We start from the raw sequence: 23,886 nt of genomic DNA, 5'->3' as shown, positions 1-23,886 counted from the left end.
TTACTTTGTGCCGTTCGGGGGCGTGAAACGGTTGACCTGCCAGGGCTTGTCGGCTGCGCTGCGGAGCAGTTGCACGTCGTAGTCGCCGGCATCGGTGGGAAAGACGACATGGCAGCCGAAACCGTTGTTCTCATCGATCTTGAGCTTGCCCGTTCCAGTGATCCTGGTGACCGGGATGTTGGCCGGGTCAACGTATTGGTAATCGGCGGTTGCTTGGGCGGTGAGGAGCTGGCCGAGCTCCTGGATCCATTCCTTGTCGGTGACAGTGGGACGGGCATACAGCGTCATGGCCTCGGTCGCGGTTTCCAACGCAGCTGTTTTGCTTCCCTCGTCCCAGGCAATGCCTAGCGTGGCCGGCGCTGTGCCGCCGGGAGCTTGGGGCTTACCGCCCGCGCTGAGCGTGGCTGAGCTGGCGGCGGAAGCACTGGGCGATAGTTCCGCGGACGTAGAGCTGGATACCGGCGCGCATGCCGTGCACACGAGCAGGGCCGCGAGGGCTGTCAGGGCGCGTTTCATGGTTCCTCCGGGTAGTCGCTGCCGGGCAGGTAGAGAAAGGCGCTGGGAGTGCTGTTCTCTACTGTGCGGGTGTAGTAGGTGTGGTCGTTCGGGGCGGGGTTGCCGTTGTAGCCCTCTTCCAGGAAGCTGCCGTCACCGTTAACGGCTTTGACGACGGCGACGTGGCCGTAAGTGCCATCGGCGCCCCCGGTGCCGGGGGAGTACCAGACGACAGAGCCGACACGTGGCGTTCCACCGGTCGGCCAGCCCTTGGCATCCCAGCCGTCTTTCCAGGTAAGGGCAGAACCGAGCACGGCACCGTCAGGCCGGAAGGTGCCGTTCAGCACCTTGTAGGGGGCGGTGGTGCTGCCCAGTTGCTGGTTGACACGCCAGAGGGCGAAGTCGACGCATTCGCGGTTGAACATGCCCAGCGGGGATGGCTCATAGATCTTGGCCGTGCGCCACGGCAGATCATCGTCTCTACCGGATTGGCCAGGGATCCCACAGGAGCTTTCCCCGCCGGCATCGGTGATCTGAACGTCGCCCAGAGCGGCGACGACCTCGACGGCGGCCGCCCAGTAGGACTGGTAGTGGAACGGGTCGGCGTTGCGCTGGACCCTGTGCGCGGCCGTGGTGGGCTCGAGCTGTTCCCACCCGCTGACCTTCTGCAGGGCGGTAAAGAAGCTCGTCGCTGAAGTCGTTGGGTTCATGCGGTCCGCGTAGGACCCCCACGCGCCGTTGTCGCGCTGCTGGAACAGTCCCCGGGAGTCAGGGCCCGGCCCGTCGCCGTAGTCCAGGACACGCAACCCGGATTCGCCCATGGCCGTCATGACACCGATCGTCTGCCCCCGGGCCGACAGACCAAGGGCTTTGCCTGCATTGATGACCAGAGCCGCGTTCTTCAGTTGCTCGCCCTCGTAACCGGCAACAGCGACTTTGGGCAGCTGGCTTGCGTCAACGCTGACGCTGGACCCGGTTGGTGAGCAGACATCGGCCGCGGCCTGGGAGCCCCCGCCGAACAGGATGATGGACAGCACCAAGCCGACGGGTGCAAGGACGGCGCCGGCGACGAGCGCGGGCGCGCTCGTTCGTGATTGCATGTGTCCCCCTCACATCTGCTCGTCCACTGCTGCGCCCTAGGGCTGGTCCTCGTCGTTCACTTCTGGTGTCTGGCCCTTCCTGAGCGTGTTCCGGTTCTCCCAGACCCAGTCCTTGACTTGATCTCTGGCGATTAACCATGTCTTCTCGACTTGGTAAGCAGGAATCACTCCGGTTTGGAGCCAGCGGTAGACGGTGTTCCGGGACAACCCGAAGATCTCTTCGAGGTCCTGAGGCGTAAGACGCTCCGGGTACTTGGCGAAGAGTGCTTCCAGGTACTTGGGGTCCACGCTCAGTCCGTCCCACCGCATAGAGCCATCGTAGACCACAAATTGGTACTGTGATGTACTGGAAGTGACTGAAAGGTACTAAAGCTGTTGCTGAGGGTCACTTTTGGCCTTTCGTGTCGGATGGTACCGATACGATCTTTGCGGACATTAGTAGGGGATGTGAAATGCCGGTCTCAAAGAATCGCTGGGTGACACTCGGCGCAGAAACTATCGACGAACCCGTTTCAGCTATCCCGGAAGAGCCGCCTTTCGTCCCTACGGGGGCGACGAGGCCGCAGCTGAGTGTTCCGCAACCGGACCATGCGGACCGGCTTCCCCGAAGGAACGTTGCGGGGAGGGAACCGAGCTTTTGGTGGCTTGGCGTCCACGGCGGCGCTGGCGAAACGTCGCTTGCACGCCTGGACAAGAGAACCAAAGCCGCGGAACATCAGTGGCCTTTGACGGCAGCCGGATCCGTGATCGTCCTGGTTGCGCGGTCCAATATCCCGGGCCTTCGTGCAGCACGGCTGGCTGCAACTGAATGGGCTTCCGGTTCTCTTTCCGGGATCCACCTCGCCGGCCTGGTGGTCATGGCTGACGCTCCCGGACGGCTCCCCAAAGAGATCCGCGACTTCGCCCGCGTCGTCGGTGGGGGAGTGCCCCACATGTGGCATTTCCCCTGGGTGGACGGCTGGCGTTATGGCCATGACGTCGCCACCGAGGAACTTCCCAAAGAAGCCCGCACCACTCTTGAACAGGTCCAGATTGCAGTAACTGCCACTGCCGGACTCACGGCTAAGTAGAAAGTAGAAACTGATGTTGTTTTCCAAGGCCATGGAATGGTCAAGCTTTGCCATCACTGAGATACCGAACCCGGGCACAGGTGAAGCGCCTCCCGGCTCTGAAGGTTTGCTGACAATCCTCAAATGGGTCGCATGGATCGTCTTCGGCCTTGCCGTGGCGGGCATCCTGATCACAGCCGGAACGATGATGATCAACAACCGACGCGGAGAGGGCGGCGAGCATGCCGGCCGTCTGGCATGGGTCCTCGGCGGGTGCATCCTGGCAGCCTCCGCTGGCGGCGTCGTAGGCGCCCTGGTCTAAGGAGCCGAGCCATGACTGAACCGACAGTGAACGAAGACCAGAATCCGCTGACCAAACCTAAGTTCATCATCTCGGCCGTTGTCGTGGCGATCATTGTCGCGCTCGGGGCAATCCTGGCCCTGGTTCCCAGAGGTGGCGGAACGGCGTCCCCTGAACCGAGCTCCACCAGCACGAGCACCAGCAGCCAACCTACGGCGACGTCGGGGGCCAGCGTGTGCGGCCTGCCATCCGGTGATCAGGCGAAACCGGCCACTACACCCGCTGACACCAAATGGGAATTGGTCGGCAAGATCGCCGCACCAACGTCGCCCACCCAGTTCGGCCCCGGCAAGACCGAAGACAACGGCCTCCGTTCCTGTTTCGCACACTCACCGACCGGTGCATTGTATGCAGCGGCAAACATGACTGCGTTGTCCGCAGCTGGAAAAGCGGACCTCGTTTATCAGCAGTTGGCCGTACCAAGCCCGGAGCGAGATGCGGTGCTGAAGTCATCCCCAACAGCCGCCCCAAACTCCGTGACCGCCCAATTGGCCGGCTTCACATTCCGTTCTTACGAGGCTGATCGAGCTGTCATTGATCTCGCCTTCAAGGGTGCAAACGGAACTTTCGTCTCTATTCCGGTTCCGCTCCAGTGGTACGAGGGCGACTGGAAGTTCGTTGTGCCGGCTACAGGGGACACTGGGGCGCGACAGCTCAATGACCTCAGTGGTTACGTTGAGTGGGCGGGTGTCTAATGGCTGACTGCTCCGGCTTGAACGCAATAAATCCCTTTTGCCAGGCAGGGGCGGCCATCGAAGATGTCGCCAATGATGCCGTCAAGAACATGGCGAAAGCTATTGCCGATGCCGTAGGCCAAACAGTCCAAACGCTCGGGACATTTTGGGTGAACGTGGGAACTCCCGCTCTCACCGCAGCCCCGGGAGGGTCTACCGCGAGTGACCCGGTGTTGTTCCTGCAGAACAGTCTCTACTTCTGGACCGCTTCCCTGGCCGTGATGTCTGTCCTCGTGGGTGCAGCCAAGATGACGATTGAGCGCAGGGGTGCACCCTTGCGGGATCTGGTGCGTTCGCTGGCGACCCTAATCGTCGTCTCCGGCGCCGGTGTGGCGGCAGTGGGACTGCTGACGGTCGCGGCGGATCAGTTCTCTGCCTGGATCATCACTAATTCCACGAACGGGACCTCGTTCAACGAGAACATCACGGCCCTGTTGGCGCTTTCGGCCACCAGCCCGATCGGTTCGATCATGATCATTCTCCTGGGGCTCATCGCGATTCTGGCCTCCGTAATGCAGATCGTGCTCATGATCATCCGCGGTGGCCTGCTCGTCATCCTGACAGGGATCTTCCCTACGGCTGCAGCTTTCAGTAACACCGAGGCCGGCAAGGGTTGGTTCCAGAAGTGCACAGCTTGGCTGATCGCTTTCATTCTCTACAAGCCCGCGGCCGCCATTATCTACGCGACGGCCTTCCAACTCAGCGGCAGCAAGATCTTCGGAAACGTTGGTGACGGCAAGGACTTCGGCTCCGCGCTCCTGGCAACGGTCACCGGACTGGCTCTGATGATCATTGCCTTGTTCGCCATGCCAGCCCTCATGCGGTTCGTCACCCCGATGGTTGGTGCTGTAGCTGGTGGCGGTGGCGCTCTGGCTGCAGGGACGGTCGGCGCACTGGCTTCCGGCGCAATCAGCATGGGCAGCGCCGGACGCGGCGGCGGATCATCCACCAGCTCGACGACAACCAGCAGCACCTCGAGCCAAAGCCCTGGATCGCAGGGCCCTTCGGGCACTGGCAGCCAGGGAACGGCAGGAACGTCCGGCACCGCGGGAACGAACGGCACCCGGGGTTCGGGAGCCACGGGTGCGCAACCAGGAACGGGCCCGGCAGCATCCTCCGGTGGAGGCAGTGGGGCTGCGGCCAGCGGAGCGCCCGCCAGCGGTGCAGCTGCGGCCACAGGTGCAGGCGGTGTCGCCGTACTGGCCGCACAGAAGGTCGCAGAAGCAGGCCACGCCGCTTCCGGTGCCATCAAAGACATGAGCGAAGAATCCACGGGGGGTGCCTGAAATGGCAGCGATCGAGAACACATACAGGGAACCGACCTACGGCAACTGGCGGCGTCCCCGCAAAGCGGGCATCGGCACCCTTGGTGGGCTGGCAACAGCCGGTTTGTTTGTGGGCCTCATCATCACGGTGATCTGTCTCTTTGTCGGCGGCTGGTTCGCCGGGCTCATTGCTCTGTTCATTCTTGGGGTGGCGCTGGCCGTCGTCTCGGTGACCGACAAGCACAACAAGTCCGTAGGGGAGCGGGGCTTCGCCCGGATGGCGTTCCGCTCCGCGCGGCGCAAGAAGGCCAACATCTACCGCTCCGGTCCGCTGGGGCTGACGCCTTGGGGCGAATTCCAGCTGCCTGGGATCTCCGCCGGTTCCAAGCTTTACGAGTTCACCGACTCCTATGGCCGCCCCTTCGCGCTGATTCACCTTCCCTCCACCGCGCATTACACCGTTGTCTTCGGCACCCAGCCCGACGGGGCGTCCCTGGTCGATCCCGAGCAGATTGATGCCTGGGTGGCTAACTGGGGCGGCTGGCTGGCCTCGTTGTCGAATGAACCTGCCGTCGTGGCTGCATCCGTCACGGTCGAAACCGCACCCGATTCCGGGGCACGGCTGCGCAGGGAAGTTGAATCGAACATCCATGACGACGCCCCTGCCATTGCCAAGGCCATGCTCCGCGAAGCCTTAAACACCTACCCGCAGGGATCGGCCACGATCCGCGCCTGGGTCGCGCTGACGTTCAGCGCCGCTGCCCGGGCCGGCGGCAAGCGACGCACCGCAGAAGAGATCGCAAGGGATCTCGCCTCACGGCTTCCCAGCCTGACCGAACGTCTGGAATCCACCGGCGCCGGGGCCTGCGCCCCGTTGAACGCCCAGGAACTGTGTGAGGTCGTTCGGGTCGCTTACGACCCTGCAGCGGCCCGGCTCATCGACGAAGCCCACTACCAGGGCACACCCGTTGACCTGGACTGGGGCGATGTCGGACCGTCCGCCCACCAATCCAACTGGGACGGCTACCGCCACGATTCCGGGCACTCGGTGTCGTGGACGATGACGGGCGCCCCGCGCGGACACATCCTGGCATCAGCGCTGGGCCGCCTCGTCGCGCCGCACGGGGAGATCGACCGCAAGCGCGTCACCTTGCTGTACCGGCCGATCGAAGCCGGCCGTGCGGCCGCCATCGTGGAGTCCGACCAGACGAGCGCCCTGACCCGGGCCTCCTCGACCAACCGGCCCACTGCACGCGCTCTGGTCGATGCACGCGCGGCGCAGGCCACCGCGGCCGAGGAAGCCAAGGGTGCCGGGCTGGTCAACTTCGGCATGGTGGTCACGGCCACGGTGCTGTCCGCCCGGGACCTTGAGGACGCCGTGGCCGTGGTGGAGGGCAACCTCGGCCCGTCGGCACGTCTGCTGTTGCGGCGCGCGTACGGCTCACAGGATTCTGCCTTTGCCGCGTCCCTGCCACTGGGGCTGGTCCTGCCCAAGCACTTGAAGGTTCCCGAAGAGATCCGCGAGGCCATGTGATGTTCGGCAGCAAGACCAAGCACCAGCGCACACCGGCCCCAGCATCGAAGCTCGCCCCCGCGGTCGCCCGCCGCCCGGGCCTGCGGGGCTGGCGCGGCCGCGGACAGGGCGAAGCCGTCTACGTCACCGCCGCCGACGAATGGCGCGGAACCTCCGTCCAGGTCTGCGGTCTCTGGCCATTCGTCGGCGGGTCCGGCACCCCGATCCTGGGAGTTCCAATCGGCGTTCACACCGACACCGGAGCGCCCTTCAGCGCCGATCCCATCAGCTGGTTCATGCACGGCATGATCAACAACCCCTCCATGTTCGTCCTCGGCCTGCCGCATTACGGCAAGTCCACCCTGGTCCGGCACATCGTCCTGGGCCTGGCAGGCCGGAGCATCAACCCTTTGATCCTCGGTGACCTGAAACCGGACTACGTTGACCTGATCGAAGCCCTCGGCGGGCAGGTCATCAGTCTGGGTCCTGGACGCGGCCACCTGAACGTCCTGGACCCCGGTGAAGCCACAGGAGCCGCCGTCAGGCTGCTCGCCTCAGCCGAGGAACACCGGGCCAAGGCGAACCGGACCCTGAACGAACCAGAGGGCGACCAGGCCGCGGCCGCGCAGCTGCTGGCTGCAGCTGTGAAGGCGGAGAAGCTGGCTGAACAGCTGATGGCCGACTCGCACAACCGGCGCCTGAACATGATCACCGCGCTAATCACCATCGTGCGGAACGCCAAGCCCAGCGCCCACGAGGAATCCCTGATTGACCGGGCACTGCACATCCTGGACGAACGCCTTGACCGCGTTCCCCTGATCGGGGACCTGATCGAGGTCATCAAAGACGCCCCCGACGAGCTGCGCGCGATCGCCCTGGACCGTGGTGACATGAGCCGCTACCTCGACGCGACCGACCAGCTGCGCCAGTCGCTGTACTCCCTCGACGGCTCGGGCCGGTTCTCGGACATGTTCTCCCAGCCCACGGATCAGCCGATGGACCTGACCAAACCCGTGGTCTTCGACCTGTCAGGGATCTCCGACACCCAGCGGGACATTCAAGCGGCCTGCCTGCTGGCCTGCTGGTCAACAGGGTTCGCCACCGTCCAGGTGGCCCACACCCTCGCCGACGCCGGCCTGGAACCGCGCCGTAACTACTTCGTCGTCATGGACGAACTGTGGCGGGCCCTGCGCTCCGGCGAGGGCATGGTCGACCGGGTTGACTCGCTGACCCGCCTGAACCGGACCGAAGGCGTCGGGCAGGCAATGATCACGCACACCATGAGCGACCTCGAAGCCCTGCCGACTGAGTCCGAACGGATGAAAGCGCGCGGTTTCGTCGAACGCTCCGGCATGGTCGTCTGCGGCGCGCTCCCCGGGGCCGAAATGGAAAAACTCAACAAAGCCGTCACCCTCTCCCGGGCCGAACAATCCCGCCTCATCTCATGGGCCGACCCGGGATCGTGGACCGACGTCGGCGGATCCCGCAAACGAGTACGCCCGGGCCTGGGCAAGTTCCTCTTCAAAGTCGGTGGCCGCCCCGGTATCCCGGTCGCGCTCAAGCTAACCAGCGTCGAAAAATCGCTCCACGATACAAATAAGCGCTGGACGAAAATTCAGAGCGCGGAAGGGGAGAACTGATGGGTGCCCCAAGCAGCGGCAAACGCTCACAGCTCGACACGGAGACAATCCTGCTCTGGGTCTTCATCACCGTCGTGGTGCTCGGTGTCGGCTCGGTGGCCGGAGCCGTGCACCTAGGCTCGCTCCTGTCCAAGGATGGCCAGAAGCTGCCGGCGAACCCGTTTGAATTGGTCTTCGGCCTGCTCTCGCAGAAGGTCACGTGGCCGGCGGCCGCCACCTGGGTGCTGATCGGCTTCAGCGTCCTCATCATCGTCGTGGCCGTTCTGGTGCTCCGTGGGGTGCTGCGCCGGCGATCCAAGCGAACCCGTGTGGACGCCGCGGCCCAGCACATGGCCAAAGGCCGGGACCTGCGCGCTTTGAGCCTGCGCGGGGCCACGGCCACGGCCGAACGTCTCGGAGTGAAGGGCTCACCTGGCGTCCCGGTCGGGAAAACCGTCCTGGGCGGGCAGATGGTCTACGGATCCTGGGAAGACATGCACATCGATATCTGGGGGCCCCGCACGGGCAAGACAACCTCCCGGGCCATCCCCGCGATCCTTGCCGCCCCCGGCGCCGCTTTGGTGACCTCGAACAAGCGGGACATCGTGGACGGAACCCGCGATGTCCGGGCGGCCGACGGGCCGGTCTGGGTCTTCGACCCGCAGTCCGTCGCACTCGAGGAACCCTCCTGGTGGTGGAACCCCCTGTCCTATGTCACGGATGAAGTGAAAGCGGCCCGCCTCGCGGACCACTTCGCGGCCGGTTCCCGCGGCCCTGATGCCAAGACGGACGCCTACTTCGATCCGGCCGGCCAGGACCTCCTCGCCGGGCTCCTGCTCGCCGCAGCCCTTGACAGCCGGCCGATCACGCAGGTCCACACCTGGCTGACCCGGCCCGCCGACGACGAAGCAGTGGACATCCTCAAGGCCCACGGCTTCACCCAGACCGCGAACGCTGTCGGCGGCGTGATCAACGCCCCCGAGAAGCAACGCGGCGGCGTATACGGCACGGCCCTGCAAATGGCCTCCTGCCTCACCAACCGCCAAGTGGCCCGCTGGGTGACACCCCAAGGCCACGACGATCGGCGGCCCCAGTTCGACCCCGCAGCATTCGTCCGCTCCAAGGGGACCCTGTACAGCCTGTCCAAAGAAGGCAAAGGCACTGCCGGCCCGCTGGTGACGGCGCTGACTGTAGCCACGGTCGAGGCCGCCGAAGAACTTGCCGTCCACTCGCCCGGCGGCCGGCTAGCCACCCCCATGATCGGTGTTTTGGATGAAGCAGCCAACGTCTGCCGGTGGCGCGAACTTCCGAACCTCTACAGCCACTACGGCTCCCGGGGCATCGTCCTGATGACCATCCTCCAGTCCTGGTCCCAGGGCGTGGAGGTTTGGGGTCGCGACGGGATGCGCAAGCTCTGGAGCGCCTCCAACATCAAGGTCTACGGCGGCGGCGTCGCCGAGGCCGAGTTCCTCAACGAGCTCGCACAGCTCGTGGGCGAATATCGGTACTCCAACATGACCAGAAGCCGCTCCAAACAGGGCACTTCATACAGCCACGACGACGACCGCAAGGAACGCACGCTGGACGTATCTGACCTGGCCGCATTCCCTCGCGGCCGCGCCATCATGTTCGCCTCCGGCGCCCCAGCGGCACTGCTGGAAACAGTGCCTTGGATGAGCGGTCCCCACGCTGAAGCGGTCCGGGCCTCCATCGCCGCACACGACCCGGCTAACCGGCCGGCGACCGCGGCCGGGAACCGCTGGGTCACCGCAGGTGCCTCTAATGAGTGAGGGCCTGGGGGAGTGGGACGACGAGCCGGAGGACACCGCAGTCCCCACCGAGCCAGCCGAGGAGGACTCAGACGCCCCTGAGCTGTTCTACCCGAACGTCGCCGAATTCGTCAGCAAGAAGCTGGCCACCAGCTACCGCCGGCAGCTCAATGTCCAGGGCGGTGTCACTTGGTGCCCGCAGTGGTGGAAACACGCCGAAGCGATCAGCCGCCTCGAAGCGCTCTGGCGCGCCTGGGAGTTCCTGCGCTTGGACGGCACCACAGGAATGAGCGTGTGGTGGCGCGACCATGCAGACCACCACATGTCTGTTCTGCTCTCAACAGACGGGCCGTTCAAGGGCTGCAACCCGGACGACGGCCACCGATCCAAACTCGCTCCACTACCCTGCGAGGAACCACCTCCAGGGCTGTTCTAAAGCGTTGTTCTCAGCCAAGCTCACGGTGACCACGCGCGCTGTCGATAGTTGTGGGCAATCCGGGTTATCCACGGCTGAAAACCGGGAGCCATCGGGAAAGCTCCCTTAGCAGCAGTAGCGGTGGATAACCCATCAGGATTGTCCCCGGCTGTGGGCAGCGGGTTTGCTACTACCCAAACACCTGTTGGATGTGCGGGCCCAGGCACCATGAGGCTGCCTCAACCGCATAGAAGGGATTCAGCGGCCGGGTAAGGCCTGTAGCGTGAGTGCATGCAAATCAAGCTGGATAGAACAACGTGGACGCGAGGAGCCGCACTCCCAGACGGTGTAGGTGGATTCGGCGAAGTTTACCTCGCATCCAACTCTGAAACAGAACATGCCGTGGCCAAGTTCGTGAAGAAGGACCCGGGAGCGACTCGTGAAATGTTCATCGGGGAGTCATTGGGAGCGACCGCCTACCCTCACATTGTTCCCATCCTCGACTCTGGTGAGCACGAGGACTTCTGGGTACTCGTAATGCCCCGAGCTGAAATGTCACTCGCCCAGCGGCTGGCGCTGCCTGAACCAGTAGAACTGGCGGAGTGCGTACAGATCTTGACAGACGTAGCACAGGCTTTGGCCAGCATTGAGAACAAAATTGTGCACAGGGACCTAAAGCCAGGGAACGTACTGCTGTTGGACGGCACGTGGTGCCTAGCTGACTTTGGTATAGCCCGTTATAAGGATGCAAAGACTGCAACTGACACCCGCAAGGGCAATTTGAGCCTGCCGTATGCCGCGCCTGAACAATGGCTGATGCAGCATTCCGACTCGGCCGCCGATGTTTACGCCTTCGGAATCATGGCGTACGAGATGGTTGCGGGTCATCGACCGTTTTCCGGTCCGACGCAAGGGGACTACCGACATCAGCATCTGACAGTCACGCCCGCCCCGATAAAAGCTGGAACTACTCGCCTGCGTAACATAATCATGGAGTGCCTAAATAAGGCACCTGAAGCTCGGCCCAGACCGGCAAATATCTTGTCACGGCTGGAAAAGGCCACGCTTGAACCCGCTCTCCGTGGCACTCGTAAACTGGCAATATTCGACAGCGAAGTACTCAGCCGACAAGCCCAAGCTCACGCGGAGCGCCGGGCTATGGACGAGGTAGCAGCCAAGAGAAGCCGGCTCTTCGACTCATCAGTGGCAATGTTCGAATCAATTTCCCAGCCATTGTTTGAGGAGATTGCAGATAACGCCATCTCTGCGAAGTTTTTGACGCCCGCACCCCCGAACATGACCTTCGTAGCCGAACTAGAAGGGGCCCGGCTTGGACTCAGCCGCCCCATATCGGAACCGGACTGGGACGGCCCATTTGATGTCATCAGCAGCGCAGTAATTAGCGTTACACGTGAACGTCACAGCCATCGCGGCTGGATAGCCCGCAGCCACTCTCTGTGGTTTTGCGACGCACATAGGGCAGGCGAGTACGGATGGTACGAAATGTCCTTTATGAGCACACGGCCAGCAGATGTGCATAGTGATCTGCAGCCCTTCTCCCGCAAGCCAGGAGAGGCGGTTCAGTACTTTGAAGGCGTATACGGGGTAGGCCAGCTTGCATGGCCAGTGAGTGAAATCGACAGGGACGACACCAGTGAGTTCATGGACAGATGGATCGGTTGGTTCGTAGCTGCAGCCGAGAAAACTCTGGACGCACCCACCACAATGCCCGAGCGTGTAAGCCAACGGAGCTGGCGAACGAAATAGCCCTGCACGCCTAGTACGGCCTTTCAACCACCTCGCGCTCGGTGCAAGCACAGAAACCCGCAATACCCGGACTTAAGGTGGCCTTGCGAGCTGTCCATGGTTGGGGTCAATCGGGGATATCCACGGCTGGGATTGGGAGCCCTGCCGGTAGCTGCCGCAGCAGGGCTGGCTGTCAGATTGAAATCCAAGACTGCTCCCTGGGCATGTGCAGGAACTTGTTTTCGCATCCAATTCTGACGGTCTTTTAGCGCTGCCTGACGTCAGGTTGGGGTGTGCTTGAAATCCACTGCTGCCCAGGTGAACCATGCTAAGCGAGGGGCAAATTCGATCTCCAAGCTGCAAGTCAGTAAGAGCGCGCTTGAATAGGCAGAATGAGCGGAATTAAGGATTCACGGGTTGGTAGCGTCCGCATGTGCAGTTGGCGCTGCCTTACTCCGGCTGCCTCAGGAGTTGCACCGCCTTGCAGTCGTGAAAGTGGTATGCCTTCCTGCCGTCGAAGCTGTCCCTTAGCCACACGATGAGTCCGTCGGTTGTCTTAGCCTCCACCCTTCCGGTAACAAATTCTCCAGTCTCTGCCTCTTCAAACGACATGACATCACCAGGGCCGAGACCGGTCCAGGTCAGGAGTGGGTGCTTCTCCACAGCTTCCTATTGTTCTTCGTCATTACGTGCCGGCAGTTCTCTTGCTGTTTTGGTATCGAAGCTTTTCTCGGGATGCAGAGAATCTGGCGTGGCCGTTCCGTGGGATCATTGCCGATCGTCGTTACTCCTGCTCACAGCAAGTCAGCCTCTTGGATTACGCCGAAGGGGACATGCGGGCTGAGGGCGACGATATATGTTGTAAATTCGATCCTGGTCACGAGAACCCCGCAGTCGGTTGCTTCTGTGCAAAGGGCGGAAATCGCAAGGTCCAATTCCCTGTCCCTCGAAGCGTGGTCTTCGACCCTGACAGTTATTACTGAGGCCTCATTGGGCATTGGGTGCTCCTTTCAGCTCCATAAACATGGCCTGGACAAGTGCTCCGGAGGCGAATTTTCGTCGTGACCTTCTGTATGGTCAGGAGGAGGGTGCGGGTCGCGAGGTGGATGAACAATGCGCCGAATGCTTGTCCTCGCTTGGTGGGGCCAGTCGGGGCGATGTGTACGAGTCGGATTGTCCTCGAGCCCCCGACGCTCCATATTGGGCTATCTAAAAGCCAGTTGCTGCAGCACCTAACAGACAGCAGGTCCTCGGCTTTAGACGCTTATTGTGAAGCTCAAGTCCCATAAACGTGGTTTCGACCGGCCCCTTGATTTATCTAGGTCCCACCGCAAACCCAGCAATGCGGGCGAATTCGACTGGGTCAAGGCTCGCACCTCCCACGAGCACCCCGTCGACGTCGGGCTGATTGAGGATGAAGGATGCGTTGGAAGCCTTGACCGAGCCGCCGTATAGAAAGCGAACTTGCTGTCCTTGCTCGGGGCCGAAAAGGCGCCCAAATTCGGTCCGGAGAGCTTTGCACATCTCCTGTGCGTCTTCGGGTCCGGCCACGGCTCCGGTGCCTATGGCCCAAATTGGTTCATAGGCTATGACCAATTGTCCGGCTTCGTGAGAGGTAAGGCCTTTGACGCCCGCTCGGAGTTGGTTGAGTGTGTGTTCGAAATGCTTGCCTGCTTGGCGAACCTCCAGGGTTTCCCCAACGCATAGTACTGGCACAACTTCGTGTCGCAGGGCGGCTATGACCTTGGCATTTAGGACGTCGTCTGTTTCGCCATGAACGCTTCGGCGTTCGCTGTGCCCAACCAGGACGTAGCGACAGCCGAGGGCGGCGAGGAACTGGCCGCTGATGTCGCCGGTATAGGCGCCGGAGTCGTAGGGAGAAAGGTCCTGCCCACCGTATGCGAGCGGGACAGTACTGTCGCCAACAGCTAGTTCTGTTGCAGGCAGGGCCGTGAAGGGGGGAAATACTGCTACTTCGACAGGCATGCGGTCATGCCGGGAGTCGTCAAATACTGCCAGCAACTGTTGCAGCACCTCCGCCGCCTTTTGATGATCGAGATTCATCTTCCAGTTGCCGGCGATGAGGGGAATACGTTCCGACAGGGTAGGCACAGTTGCTCCAGATGAGTGAAGGGCGGGGACTTTTAGGGAAGCCAGGGCGAGGCGACCTGAAGTGGCAGCCTCGCCCTCTGGTGTTACTTTTCGTACTGGTGGTAAACCTTGCCGACGATTTTCCACTCGCCATCCTGCTTGAGGAGTGTGTGAAAGTCGGTGTAATCAGCGCCTACCGCGTCGTTTTCCATGTCAACGCGTGCGACCGCGATCGTGGGTGCAATGCCGAGGATATCGACGCGTGCAATGACGTTTGGCGCCTCGCCGCTGGTCTTTACGAAGGAGTAGAGATTCGAAATGGGGCCGCCGACCAATGAACCGTCTGTGAAGCCGTACATAGTTGCGTCGTCGCGGAAGGCCTCACTGACCTTCTCCGGGTTGCCCTGGCGGACCCCCTCGACATAGGCATTGACTGTTTCTACGACGGCCAGGTAGTCGGAGGTGGGGACGTTCTTGATGTTCTTGCTCATGGTCTTCTTTCGCTCGGAGTTATCTGTTTGACGGAAGGGCCTGAGATCCTCTGGGTGTATGGGCCAGACGTCTCATTCGTCCGACAGAAATGGTTGACGGGCCCTTCGATGCTGATACCAGGTAAAGGTCATGCAGACGCACGCTCAGGGCATACTTCGAATCGCGTCAGGGCAAGACCTATCTTCGGTTCGCCGAAGCGGGATCAGATCTTCGTCGGTAAGAATCTAGCACCGCTATATATACTTGTATAGGGTTGTCTAGATACTAATGATCGATGTTGGGGAGCGCAATGCCGTACTCGTCATTTGGCAAATCCGACCTGTCCTGGTGTCCTCTGCGCAGGAGGTCACGGTGGCCAGACCAAGGCGGTAGGAAGGTATCGGAAAGGCGAATGGAGCTGCGTGGCCTCAGCAGGCAGTCGGCCCAAGTGCGGCCGGCAGACGCCGCTAGGGGGACCGACCTCCAAGCCCGAACCGCGCGCACCGCATCTTGCCCTCTTTCAACCTGTCCAGTCCGCCTATAATTGCCTTCAACATATAGACCCCGTCACGGACGCGAGAACAACACGATGCCACGAATAGACAAGATCAACCGGGATCGGGTCCCGTTCGCCGTGGCCGCCCAACTGCGGGAACTACTTCTTAACGGCGACTATGCCCCCGGAGACAAGCTCCCCCCGGAGCGGAGCATGGTAGATCAGTTCGGGGTCGGCCGTAGTTCGATCAGGGAAGCCCTCCGCATGCTGGAGGCCGAGAATCTGGTCCGCACCGTTCATGGCGTGGGTGTCCTGGTGGTCGACAGCCAAAGTGAGCCCGTTAACGAAGAGGCTGACCAGAGCGGTTTGAGGTCTCTGCTGCTGGAAGGATCGACTGTCTTGGAGCTCTTGGAGGCCCGCCGTGGTTTGGAGGAGACGTCGGCTGGACTAGCTGCCACCCGCCTGACTCCGCAGGATGAGAAAGTCCTGCGTGAAATGGCGGCTCAATTCGAGCAGGTGGAGTCCGCGGAAGATTATGTCGCACTCGACGTGGAGTTCCATCTCGCGATCGCGCGTGCCGCTAAGAATCGGATCCTCCTCCGGCTCACCGAGGATATCCGGCAGGGGCTAGTTGGGTTTTCGTCGCGCGGCATTCAGATGAGGGGCCGTCGTGAACGAGCGACTGCCGAACACAAGGCCATTATGGAGGCGATCGTAGCGCGCCGCCCGGGCGCCGCGAAGGCTGCCATGCTCAAACATCTCGAGGAGTCTGAACGTGACCTGCTGGCGGTAATTGACCGGCATGACGGGGTAGGCAACCCAACACAGGAGAGTGCATAGGACCCGTGCCGGCGGGGTTTCGTTCCTCATTTGGGGGCGCAACTTGTGGGGCAAGCACGCGCGGCAGAAGTTCCTATCCATGTTCTTCGCGGAGCATCGATGCGAGTCCGCGAATGAGCACTTGGGCCGAAAAGGCAGTAGCGCTCTCGGGGCTGTACTGGGAATGGTCAATTGAGGCAGTGTACGCGGGTAAATTTTTCCGAATGTTTTCTGTCATGGCCGGTTCAGGGAACCCATGAGCCAGTCCCATGGCCTGGAAGTCAATCAATGCAGCGATCAAGCGTAGCTGCTCAGGAATGAACCCTGCTTCCAAAAGGGCGGCGAATACGGGCTCGTAGAGCGCAATGGTCCGTTCCTCGGAAATGGTGCTACCGAAGATCAGCGGCAGCATCCGCTTGTGTCGGGTATAGCCTGCCGTGAGTTGGCGGAGAAGCCGTTCCACTCCCTCACGCCATTGGGTCACCGGCGGCTGAGGCTCCATTCGCTCCAGCATCCTAAGCCGGGCGAGGTCGATGACCTCGGCACGGCCGTCTACGTGACTGTAGAGCGACGAGGGTGCGACGCCGAGGGTCTTTGCCAGCTGCACCATTTGCAGGTCGCCCGTCTGCTCCACAAGTGCGAGGGCCGCGTCGGCGATGCGCATTGGAGTCAGTATCGGAACCCTCGGGCGTACCATTTTTCTCCATTGATCGTGCCGGATCCGCACCCTTCGGTCTGCGGATCCGGCCCCCTGCTGGTCAGCGCAGTTCGAAGCCGCGTTCCTGGACGGTGGTTCGAAGGTTCTCGCGCCCGTCCATGTAGTCCATGCTCGAACCGTACACGACGGAGTCGATCCATGTTTTGGGCTTCATACCCTGAGTAGTGCGGAACTCCCGGAACGCATCCTCATAGCCGTGGACCCACTCGGCCGTTTCCCCGCTGTCGTAGTGGTTGTGGTGCAGCACGACAGACTGCGCCGGACGGGGCCGGATTCCGCTGCGGCGTTCGGGGTCCGGCTTTCCCACGGCCATGCCGAATACGACATAGCTGTAGGCCGGGATCCCGATTAGCGCGGCAACCTCCTTGGCATGGTTCCGCAGCGACCCCAGGTACGTGACGCCGAGGCCGATCGATTCCGCGGCCACGGCTGCGTTCTGCGCTGCCAGGGCGGTGTCCACCGAGGCCATGAGGAACGAATCGAGGTGCCCGTAGACGGCAAGCCCGTTGCCGTGCTGCTCATTGATTCGTGCGTTCCTTGACAGGTCGGCGACCCAAAGAAGCACTGCCGGCGCTTCGCTGATGAATGGAGAGACAGCATTCATGGATTTACTGCCGGCCAGGTGCATCAGCTCCTCTCGGCGGTCCGGGTCAGTAATCACAACGACACTCCACTGGTGCAGATTCGAAGACGCCGAGGCCGATTGGGCGGCAGCAATCATCGTCTCGACCGCGCCCTCGGGTAGTGGTTCGGGCAGAAAAGTCCGCACTGAGCGGTGGTCCAGCAGGTGTTCGACCTGCGCGTTCCAGATGAGGTTCTTGGGCTTGGGCTGGGTTCCGTAGCGGGCCTGCAGCAGTTCGTCTTGATGTTTCGTGTTCATGACCTTCCCTTTCCGAATCGGATTCGGTTTGTTCAACAGGTCTGGACGAGTCTCTATTCCTAGCGCAACGACGGATCCCGCCAGTCGGGCGCCGCAGCGATCCAAGGCCTTGGAACCCCGACGAAGGCGGCGATAAAATTGGCCTTCTAAGGGCCCTTTCGGCGCCAGATAGCCACAGAACCTTCGGGCGGCAGCCCGAACATCCGCCTGGGAACGGGCGGCCAATTAATTTACTTCCCAAGTGGTCTGATAACTGATATCGTCTCTGTCCATGACGAACATCACATCCCTCCCGACGAAAGTTGCGGTCAACGACCAGTCAGCTTTGCTGTCGAACAACGTTTCCAACATGGCTTCCACGAAGATCGTCAAAGCCGACGCGATCCTCGTCTCCTTGCCGTTTGCGTCGCCGGGCCTCGTGCCCTGGAACATGGACGGTGACAAGGTTCCGGAAAAGCGCTTCGACGTACTGCTCGTGCGGCTGGAGACCAATACCGGTCTCGTCGGCTGGGGTGAGGCATTCTCCCGGAACCGTGACAGGGCACTGCGGGACATGATCCAGACGAAGGTCCTCAGCCTGGTGGTGGGCCGCAATCCATACGAAATTGGCAAGATCAAGAACGACATCGAACGTCAGCTTCACAACTTCGGTCGTTCGGGCCCGTTGCAATACGGCGTCGGCGCAGTCGATCTCGCACTTTGGGATCTCATGGGAAAGTCCAGCGGCCTGCCTGTTGCTGAACTCCTGGGCGGACGGTACGCCAACGAGCTGGATGTCTACGCCAGCCTTCCCCGGGTGGGTGACGTTGATGCAATGCGTGACGTCATTGAGGAGGTCGTTACCCGCGGCTATAAGCACATCAAGTTGCACGACATTGACCCCAAGGTGATCCGAGCCGCATTTGCTGCAGCGCCCAAGGATGCCACGATGATGCTTGACCTGAACTGCCCATGGTCGGTTACCGTCGCTGAGGAAATGGCTCGCGACATGTCCGACCTCGGCGCGTACTGGTGGGAAGAGCCTGTGTGGCCGCCGGAGAACTACCGTGGCCTGGCCCGTTTGCGCAAAGAAGGGTATCGGACCGCCGCCGGCGAAAATGCGGGGACCTACTACGACTTCGTGGCGATGGTTGATGCCGGCGCTATCGACGTCGCCCAACCCGACGTCTCCAAGGTCGGCGGACTTACCGACACCCGAGCTATCGCGCAGCTCTGCGATGCGAACGGTCTGCAGATCGTCCCCCATGCCGCCATCTTCGGGCCGGGTTTACTCGCAACCGTACATTTCAACGCTTCGCGCTACGACACCCCCTTTGTCGAACGGCTCTACTTCGACTTCGAAGCGGAACTCTTTGGCGATGCCCTCGTTCCCGTCAACGGACGAGTCGCTGTACCCACAAACCCCGGCCTGGGGCACGATCCCAATGAAGAAGTTATTGCCGAGTACCGCCTTGACTAAGCAATCCACATTTCCCGCGAAGGAGCGGTTAGCGTGACAAATCCAAATCCAGCAGTACAGCACAATCTGACTGAGACAGTCGAAGAGCTTGTCCCCACCCTGAAGCAACCAAAGAATGTCGAGCAGTACGGCCTCGAACCCGTTCCTGATGAGGAACGGAAGGTCGGATGGTTCTCCCTCTTCCAAATCATCATCAATGTTTTGCTGAATCCCGGCCTTATCCTGATCTCAGGCTTGGCAGTGGCCGCAGGACTCCCCTTCTGGGCCTCCGTTATCGCCATGACGCTGGGGGTCGTCATGGCCTTCATCCCGTACACAATTCTGGCTACGATCGGCGTGGACTACGGGCTCCCCGGCACTGTCGCCACCCGCGCCTTCCTAGGCATCAGAGGATCGCAAGTCATCATCGGCGGCATGCGCACCATCAGCTCCGCTTTCTGGTTTGCCTTCACAACACTGGCCGGCGCTGCCGGCATCGTGGCCATCATTAAGTCACTGTTCAACGCCGACGTTTCGCTTATTGTTGTGAGCCTCCTGTTCGCGGTTGCCCAGGCAGTGGTGGCACTGTTCGGCTATCACTCACTGAAGTGGCTCTCCCGGGTCGCATTCCCCGTCAAGCTCTTCGTTATCGCGTACCTGCTGTGGTGGCTTGCAACCTCAGGTGCACCCGGCTTTGCTCCGGCTGAGGTCTTCTCCTTCGCGGGCACTGAAGGATGGAACTGGTCGATCATCGCCGTATGGGCCAGCGGTATGGCAGTTGGATGGTTCGCCCAAGTCACGGACGCCGCAGACTACTGCCGCTACACCAACTCCCGGGTCCAGATGTGGACGGCAACTCTGCTGGCGGCAGTGGTTGGCGGTTTCGGCGCAGCTTTCTTCGGTGCTTACGCCGCAGCAGGCGCACTGGGCAAGACTGCCAACGCCTTTGAGGTCATCCCCAGCCTCAACCCCGGTGTAGTTACGCTCTTGCTCCTTCTGCTGTTGCTCGTCCTCGACAACTGGACCGTCAACGTCATGAACCTCTACACGGGCGGACTGGCGCTTGCCAACCTGATTTCCAAGCTTGGGCGCTTCTGGTCAACGATCGTAGTTGCAATTTTTGGGACGGTGCTTGCCGCTTTCCCCTTTATCGTGGAGCAGTTCACGGATGCCATCAACATTCTGGGTTACGGATTTGCGCCTCTGGTGGGCGTGTTCGTGGCTGACTACTTCATGAAGCGCGGCCATATAGATGTTCTCGGACTTTTCGACCGGAAGGGCCCCTACTGGTACTTCCACGGATTCAACCTGTCCGCCGTGGCATGGGTCATCATCGGTGCAATCGGATACAACTTCGTGCCTGTCTGGCTGATGCAGGGGCCAGCGGTCGCAGTGGCGGTGGGAATCGGGCACGCACTCACCACATCGTTGCTGAAGCGCTTGGGTCCTGATAAGCCGTTGACATCAGCATCTACAGTCAAGGGCAACATTGACGAAGATGGCCGGGACGCGAGTTTGGTGTCTTGAGCTAATAGGGAAGCTGACTGGTGTGCCGTTTCTCGAGAAACCGCACACCAGTCAGCGCAAAAGAAAAGCAAGTCTGGGGCTACATTCCGTCCGGGATCCTACGGCGGACGTCGAAAACAAGGAAAGTAAAATGAACACTATTGCTATCAAATCGGCCACAGTTATTGATGGCCTTGGGGGTGCCCCGCTGCAAGGCGGCACCGTCGTGATGGAGAACGGCGTCTTCACCGCTGTAGGCCCGGACGGGTCGGTCCGGATTCCCGATGGCGCGACCGTCGTTGACGGCACAGGAAAGTACGTCCTGCCTGGTTATGTCTCGGGCAATGTTCATCTTCTTGACGGCATCACCCTGCTCAGCGGCCCGGGCGGCATCGAATACCTGGCGCGCTGGGAAGGGCGCTTGGCGGACGTCATCATCGAGGCCGCCCAGATCGGGCTGAAGAACGGTATGACCACCGTCTTCGACACCTACAACGCACCCAGCCCTGTGCTCGCCGCCCGGGACCGCATCAACGCCGGCAAGGCGACCGCAGCGCGGATCTTTGCAGCAGGAACCATTATCGGCATGGGCGGACCGTTCAGCGCAGACCACCACGGCCGCAGCCGTCCCTACATCAGCAAGACCTTCGCCGACCGCCTCGACAGCCTCTTCGAGGTGGGCGTCGGACATCAACTGACAGTCCTTCCGACGAACGAAGTCCGTGCCCGTGTCCGCGACTACATCACCCGTGGTGTGGACATGGTTAAGGTATCGGTCAGCGAGCAGCTCGGTGGCATCGATATGGGCGGCCGCACGTACCTTTGCTTCAACGACAAAACCCTCAGGGCCATCGCAGAGGAAGTAAAGTCGGCAGGTATACCGTTGCTGACGCACACCTTCTCCACGCACGCGCTGGAGGCTGCCCTTGACGTCGAAGCAGACGTTCTGATCCACCCCACCATCACACGCCAGCAGCCGATCTCCACCGAATTGGTCGACAAGCTGCTCGCGGTGGGATCGGCCAGCGCACTGCAATCGGTCACCCATGCGCACCAGAGCAGGTGGGAATCAGAAGGAAGCCGGTGGGCCACCTACGCCGGCGGCCAGCACGCTCTGAACGAAAAGCTGCTGATCGACGCAGGGGCACCCATCATCCTCTCAACCGACGCCGGCTGCACCCCTCGCGACGTCCGCGAAGACCTCAACGTGGTGGATGACCCCGAATATCCGTGGACGATCGGCAGGGACCACCTCGCGTGGACACGCGCTGTGACGGAGAAGGGTATGGCGCCGATGGACGTCATCGTGGCATGCACCAGTGGCGTAGCCAAGGCCTACGGCCAGGACAAGATCGGTTCCATCCAGCCGGGCAAGTTCGCTGACCTGGTGGTTCTGGACGCCGACCCGTTGACGGACATTAACAACCTGGGTTCGATATCGGACGTGTACAAGGAAGGCACCAAGATCGACCGCGACGGCCTGCCGACCGAAGCCCTCGTGACGCAGCCAGTCCCCGTCGACTAAGACACCGCGTAGCGCTTCAGGGCAGGTGGCGGATTGGCCTGAAAGCGCACCGGTGTGCTGCGCGACGGTAACACGGACCACACCCTCCAAAGGCAGGGTAAGAATCATGGTCCTAAAGCAGTGGGGGATGGCGAACGCTCGCGACGCCATCCCCCTCTCGCATCCGCTTAAGACCAAGACCGGCCTCGCTCCCTAAGCCTCGATCCACCGATGAGCCTTCGGCTGGCCGTCCTGGCGTGACCGGTGCGAGATGATGCGCCGCGGGCAGGGGTGTGTTCCGGGCGTCGCATCCCGGTCGTCCACTTGGTCCTTGGTCGTGCCGGTCGTGCCGCGGGCGCGGCGGTGGTCAGCTGGTCGCGGCCGGTGGTGGTGCGTGCGTCGCGGTGAAGAGCTGCTCGAACGGGGCCTGCCAGGGCCAGGCCTCGGGCAGGTGCAGTGTGACCCGGCGCGCGGACCGCGCCAGCCGCGCGGGCACGGAGATGAGAGTGCGGCGGATCGTCGCGGTCGTCGCTCTGGCGAGCCGGCCGGCGTGGTCGGCGATGATCCCTGCTGCGCGGGTGAGGTTGAACGCGATCACCGCGAGGACGAGCCAGGCGCTGTTCGCGGTGAACACCCCGGAGGGCAGGTGAGCGAGCGGGCCGCTCTTCAGGTCGGCGTGGACTTGCTCGATGATCGCGTGTGCCCGGTGGGTCTTGTCCGCCACCACGGTGCCCATCACTGTCTTGTCGGTGGTTGTGAAGAACGCGTGGTGCCGGTAGATGTCGAACAGTGTCGGCTGCTCGACCTGCTTCGGGTTCAGGTCCGGGATCCGCCGCACCACCAGACGCCCTTCGATCCGTTCGGCGATCTTCCGGGACCGGAACGCGACGAAGGGCACTTCGGCGACTTCTGCTTTGGAGATCAGTCGCCCGGTGGCCTCGTCACGGATCGAGTCGGTGTACTCGATCATCTCCCACGCATCCTCGGGGATCGTCGCGATCGCCGCCTTCACCGCGGGGTCCATCCGGACGGTGACCGATACGTCCGCGCCGGCCTTGATCGCCGTGCCGATGGTGGCGTGTCCGTAGAACGCGGAGTCCGCCCGCAGCAACGGCCGGGAACTGCTTCCGGGGTTCAAGCGGCGCAGCGTCGCGAGAGCGTCGCCGACAATCCTGGCGGCACCCTTCGGGGAACCGGTCTTCCCCTGCCGCAGCCGCTGCCCCACGATCACCGGCGCCGACTGCGATGTCGACGCCGTGGCGAACAGGGCGTTCAGGCCGCGGACGCCGGAGTACCCGAACGACGCGCCCTGCTTCTGGTATCCGTGGACTTCGATGATCGTGTCGTCCAGATCCACCATCACCCGCTCACCATCCCGGACCTGCAGCAGTGGCGCGGATTGCGCGACGTTCACCAGGGTCCGGGAGGCGACGGCGTCGAGCTGGCGGACGTGCCCGAACCGGAACTCCCGCAGGAACGAGCCCAGCGTCGACGGCGCATACGTCCGATCGAACAACCTGCCCATCCCGCCATGACGCAGCACGTTCATGTCGTCGATCGAGTCCGCCCCGGCGAGCATCCCCGCCACCAGCGCCATCACCTTGCTGCCCGCGTTCGCGCCCTTATCCGACGGGACCGTCAACCGGACCTGCGCGAGCTGATCGAGCCCTGCGGTGCGGGCCAGGCGGAGCATCGGGACCAGCCCTGCGGCCGACACAAGATTCGGGTCATCGAACTTCGCTGACACCGCAGCGGGAGCATGCTTGAATTGCACCTACGAGATGCCTCTCGGATCGGTCGAACAGCGGTCTAGACAATCACTATTCTTCCTGATCAGAGGGGCATTTCTGCGTCACGGCACCCGCTTGTCACCCAAGCTCATCGGTGGATCGAGGCT

General features: G+C 62.1%; 22 protein-coding genes. 13 read left to right on the top strand and 9 right to left on the bottom strand.

All coding sequences use genetic code 11. From position 1 onward, the window contains the following. The 3 genes from ACQQCD_RS13250 to ACQQCD_RS13240 are packed head-to-tail and all read right to left on the bottom strand — an operon-like array spanning nucleotide 1 to nucleotide 1,904. Nucleotides 1-516 (bottom strand): hypothetical protein, encoded by a 516-nt coding sequence (locus ACQQCD_RS13250; RefSeq protein ID WP_329864043.1) that lies wholly within the window; start codon nucleotides 514-516, stop codon nucleotides 1-3. Next, nucleotides 513-1,595, bottom strand: coding sequence for a CHAP domain-containing protein (locus ACQQCD_RS13245; protein WP_329864045.1), 1,083 nt, complete (start codon nucleotides 1,593-1,595; stop codon nucleotides 513-515). Before ACQQCD_RS13245 ends, ACQQCD_RS13250 begins: the two co-directional genes overlap by 4 nt. Before the next feature lie 36 nt (nucleotides 1,596-1,631). Then, nucleotides 1,632-1,904: a helix-turn-helix domain-containing protein gene (locus ACQQCD_RS13240; protein WP_011689726.1), complete on the bottom strand. Its 273-nt coding sequence runs from the start codon at nucleotides 1,902-1,904 to the stop codon at nucleotides 1,632-1,634. 167 nt (nucleotides 1,905-2,071) lie between these two features. On the opposite strand from ACQQCD_RS13240, the gene ACQQCD_RS13235 reads away from it, so the two are divergent. From ACQQCD_RS13235 to ACQQCD_RS13195, 9 genes are all read left to right on the top strand, one after another. Next, nucleotides 2,072-2,665: a DUF6668 family protein gene (locus ACQQCD_RS13235; protein ID WP_329864047.1), complete on the top strand. Its 594-nt coding sequence runs from the start codon at nucleotides 2,072-2,074 to the stop codon at nucleotides 2,663-2,665. Between the two features lie 13 nt (nucleotides 2,666-2,678). After that, nucleotides 2,679-2,966 (top strand): hypothetical protein, encoded by a 288-nt coding sequence (locus tag ACQQCD_RS13230; protein WP_009358107.1) that lies wholly within the window; start codon nucleotides 2,679-2,681, stop codon nucleotides 2,964-2,966. Between the two features lie 11 nt (nucleotides 2,967-2,977). Continuing rightward, the gene (locus ACQQCD_RS13225; protein WP_329864054.1) at nucleotides 2,978-3,700 is read left to right on the top strand and encodes a hypothetical protein; all 723 of its coding nucleotides are present in this window, start codon (nucleotides 2,978-2,980) and stop codon (nucleotides 3,698-3,700) included. Beyond that, nucleotides 3,700-5,025, top strand: coding sequence for a hypothetical protein (locus ACQQCD_RS13220; protein ID WP_400588024.1), 1,326 nt, complete (start codon nucleotides 3,700-3,702; stop codon nucleotides 5,023-5,025). Before ACQQCD_RS13225 ends, ACQQCD_RS13220 begins: the two co-directional genes overlap by 1 nt. Nucleotide 5,026: 1 nt before the next feature. Beyond that, entirely contained in the window at nucleotides 5,027-6,538 is a 1,512-nt protein-coding gene (locus ACQQCD_RS13215) for an SCO6880 family protein (protein ID WP_329864059.1), read from the top strand. Then, nucleotides 6,538-8,157 carry an ATP/GTP-binding protein gene (locus tag ACQQCD_RS13210; protein WP_329864061.1) on the top strand — a complete coding sequence of 540 codons (1,620 nt, stop codon included), beginning with the start codon at nucleotides 6,538-6,540 and terminating at the stop codon, nucleotides 8,155-8,157. The genes ACQQCD_RS13215 and ACQQCD_RS13210 overlap by 1 nt, the downstream gene beginning before the upstream one ends. Continuing rightward, nucleotides 8,157-9,926 carry a type IV secretory system conjugative DNA transfer family protein gene (locus ACQQCD_RS13205; protein WP_329864063.1) on the top strand — a complete coding sequence of 590 codons (1,770 nt, stop codon included), beginning with the start codon at nucleotides 8,157-8,159 and terminating at the stop codon, nucleotides 9,924-9,926. Before ACQQCD_RS13210 ends, ACQQCD_RS13205 begins: the two co-directional genes overlap by 1 nt. Beyond that, nucleotides 9,919-10,341: a DUF4913 domain-containing protein gene (locus ACQQCD_RS13200; RefSeq protein WP_364274807.1), complete on the top strand. Its 423-nt coding sequence runs from the start codon at nucleotides 9,919-9,921 to the stop codon at nucleotides 10,339-10,341. Before ACQQCD_RS13205 ends, ACQQCD_RS13200 begins: the two co-directional genes overlap by 8 nt. A 270-nt stretch (nucleotides 10,342-10,611) precedes the next feature. Beyond that, complete coding sequence (locus tag ACQQCD_RS13195) at nucleotides 10,612-12,087, top strand: serine/threonine-protein kinase (protein ID WP_329864007.1); 1,476 nt, start codon at nucleotides 10,612-10,614, stop codon at nucleotides 12,085-12,087. A gap of 429 nt (nucleotides 12,088-12,516) precedes the next feature. Here the strand turns inward: ACQQCD_RS13195 and ACQQCD_RS13190 are convergent, their stop codons facing one another. From ACQQCD_RS13190 to ACQQCD_RS13180, 3 genes are all read right to left on the bottom strand, one after another. Beyond that, a complete protein-coding gene (locus ACQQCD_RS13190; protein WP_329864009.1) occupies nucleotides 12,517-12,729 on the bottom strand; it encodes a hypothetical protein in 213 nt (70 codons plus the stop codon). A 651-nt stretch (nucleotides 12,730-13,380) separates the two neighbouring features. Further along, on the bottom strand, nucleotides 13,381-14,178 hold the full coding sequence (gene tpiA / locus ACQQCD_RS13185) for a triose-phosphate isomerase (RefSeq protein ID WP_329864011.1): 798 nt from the start codon (nucleotides 14,176-14,178) through the stop codon (nucleotides 13,381-13,383). 83 nt (nucleotides 14,179-14,261) lie between these two features. Next, the gene (locus ACQQCD_RS13180; RefSeq protein ID WP_329864013.1) at nucleotides 14,262-14,648 is read right to left on the bottom strand and encodes a nuclear transport factor 2 family protein; all 387 of its coding nucleotides are present in this window, start codon (nucleotides 14,646-14,648) and stop codon (nucleotides 14,262-14,264) included. Nucleotides 14,649-15,217: 569 nt separating this feature from the next. Here ACQQCD_RS13180 and ACQQCD_RS13175 point away from each other — a divergent pair. Then, complete coding sequence (locus ACQQCD_RS13175; RefSeq protein WP_329864015.1) at nucleotides 15,218-15,964, top strand: FadR/GntR family transcriptional regulator; 747 nt, start codon at nucleotides 15,218-15,220, stop codon at nucleotides 15,962-15,964. Between the two features lie 73 nt (nucleotides 15,965-16,037). On the opposite strand, the gene ACQQCD_RS13170 is transcribed toward ACQQCD_RS13175, so the two are convergent. Together ACQQCD_RS13170 and ACQQCD_RS13165 are read right to left on the bottom strand one after the other, a co-directional pair. Beyond that, nucleotides 16,038-16,607 carry a TetR/AcrR family transcriptional regulator gene (locus tag ACQQCD_RS13170; protein ID WP_329864017.1) on the bottom strand — a complete coding sequence of 190 codons (570 nt, stop codon included), beginning with the start codon at nucleotides 16,605-16,607 and terminating at the stop codon, nucleotides 16,038-16,040. Nucleotides 16,608-16,701: 94 nt separating this feature from the next. Continuing rightward, on the bottom strand, nucleotides 16,702-17,541 hold the full coding sequence (locus tag ACQQCD_RS13165) for a nitroreductase family protein (protein ID WP_329864019.1): 840 nt from the start codon (nucleotides 17,539-17,541) through the stop codon (nucleotides 16,702-16,704). Nucleotides 17,542-17,812: 271 nt separating this feature from the next. Between ACQQCD_RS13165 and ACQQCD_RS13160 the strand changes: the two genes are divergently transcribed. From ACQQCD_RS13160 to ACQQCD_RS13150, 3 genes are all read left to right on the top strand, one after another. Then, complete coding sequence (locus ACQQCD_RS13160) at nucleotides 17,813-19,000, top strand: mandelate racemase/muconate lactonizing enzyme family protein (protein ID WP_329864021.1); 1,188 nt, start codon at nucleotides 17,813-17,815, stop codon at nucleotides 18,998-19,000. A gap of 33 nt (nucleotides 19,001-19,033) precedes the next feature. Beyond that, nucleotides 19,034-20,506, top strand: a complete 1,473-nt coding sequence (locus tag ACQQCD_RS13155) for a purine-cytosine permease family protein (RefSeq protein ID WP_329864023.1) — start codon at nucleotides 19,034-19,036, stop codon at nucleotides 20,504-20,506. 130 nt (nucleotides 20,507-20,636) lie between these two features. Beyond that, nucleotides 20,637-22,010, top strand: coding sequence for an amidohydrolase family protein (locus ACQQCD_RS13150; RefSeq protein ID WP_329864025.1), 1,374 nt, complete (start codon nucleotides 20,637-20,639; stop codon nucleotides 22,008-22,010). Between the two features lie 346 nt (nucleotides 22,011-22,356). Here the strand turns inward: ACQQCD_RS13150 and ACQQCD_RS13145 are convergent, their stop codons facing one another. Further along, nucleotides 22,357-23,763 carry an IS1380 family transposase gene (locus tag ACQQCD_RS13145; protein WP_364275826.1) on the bottom strand — a complete coding sequence of 469 codons (1,407 nt, stop codon included), beginning with the start codon at nucleotides 23,761-23,763 and terminating at the stop codon, nucleotides 22,357-22,359. Between the last annotated feature and the right edge of the window lie 123 nt (nucleotides 23,764-23,886).

Origin of the sequence: Pseudarthrobacter sp. J1763 (assembly GCF_050490295.1) — a bacterium.
GTDB lineage: Bacteria > Actinomycetota > Actinomycetes > Actinomycetales > Micrococcaceae > JBNPEO01.
The sequence above is the reverse complement of the archived record's forward strand: the minus strand, read 5'-3'. Positions and strand labels throughout refer to the sequence as shown.

Excerpts from the sequence above, each read along its gene's own strand:
- ACQQCD_RS13215 (WP_329864059.1), top strand. The coding sequence starts at position 5,027 with ATGGCAGCGATCGAGAACACATACAGGGAACCGACCTACGGCAACTGG.
- ACQQCD_RS13210 (WP_329864061.1), top strand. The coding sequence starts at position 6,538 with ATGTTCGGCAGCAAGACCAAGCACCAGCGCACACCGGCCCCAGCATCG.
- ACQQCD_RS13170 (WP_329864017.1), bottom strand. The coding sequence starts at position 16,607 with ATGCGCATCGCCGACGCGGCCCTCGCACTTGTGGAGCAGACGGGCGAC.
- ACQQCD_RS13200 (WP_364274807.1), top strand. The coding sequence starts at position 9,919 with ATGAGTGAGGGCCTGGGGGAGTGGGACGACGAGCCGGAGGACACCGCA.
- ACQQCD_RS13220 (WP_400588024.1), top strand. The coding sequence starts at position 3,700 with ATGGCTGACTGCTCCGGCTTGAACGCAATAAATCCCTTTTGCCAGGCA.
- ACQQCD_RS13160 (WP_329864021.1), top strand. The coding sequence starts at position 17,813 with ATGACGAACATCACATCCCTCCCGACGAAAGTTGCGGTCAACGACCAG.
- ACQQCD_RS13230 (WP_009358107.1), top strand. The coding sequence starts at position 2,679 with ATGTTGTTTTCCAAGGCCATGGAATGGTCAAGCTTTGCCATCACTGAG.
- ACQQCD_RS13225 (WP_329864054.1), top strand. The coding sequence starts at position 2,978 with ATGACTGAACCGACAGTGAACGAAGACCAGAATCCGCTGACCAAACCT.
- ACQQCD_RS13240 (WP_011689726.1), bottom strand. The coding sequence starts at position 1,904 with ATGCGGTGGGACGGACTGAGCGTGGACCCCAAGTACCTGGAAGCACTC.
- ACQQCD_RS13195 (WP_329864007.1), top strand. The coding sequence starts at position 10,612 with ATGCAAATCAAGCTGGATAGAACAACGTGGACGCGAGGAGCCGCACTC.
- ACQQCD_RS13245 (WP_329864045.1), bottom strand. The coding sequence starts at position 1,595 with ATGCAATCACGAACGAGCGCGCCCGCGCTCGTCGCCGGCGCCGTCCTT.
- ACQQCD_RS13150 (WP_329864025.1), top strand. The coding sequence starts at position 20,637 with ATGAACACTATTGCTATCAAATCGGCCACAGTTATTGATGGCCTTGGG.
- ACQQCD_RS13165 (WP_329864019.1), bottom strand. The coding sequence starts at position 17,541 with ATGAACACGAAACATCAAGACGAACTGCTGCAGGCCCGCTACGGAACC.
- ACQQCD_RS13205 (WP_329864063.1), top strand. The coding sequence starts at position 8,157 with ATGGGTGCCCCAAGCAGCGGCAAACGCTCACAGCTCGACACGGAGACA.
- ACQQCD_RS13250 (WP_329864043.1), bottom strand. The coding sequence starts at position 516 with ATGAAACGCGCCCTGACAGCCCTCGCGGCCCTGCTCGTGTGCACGGCA.
- ACQQCD_RS13175 (WP_329864015.1), top strand. The coding sequence starts at position 15,218 with ATGCCACGAATAGACAAGATCAACCGGGATCGGGTCCCGTTCGCCGTG.
- ACQQCD_RS13180 (WP_329864013.1), bottom strand. The coding sequence starts at position 14,648 with ATGAGCAAGAACATCAAGAACGTCCCCACCTCCGACTACCTGGCCGTC.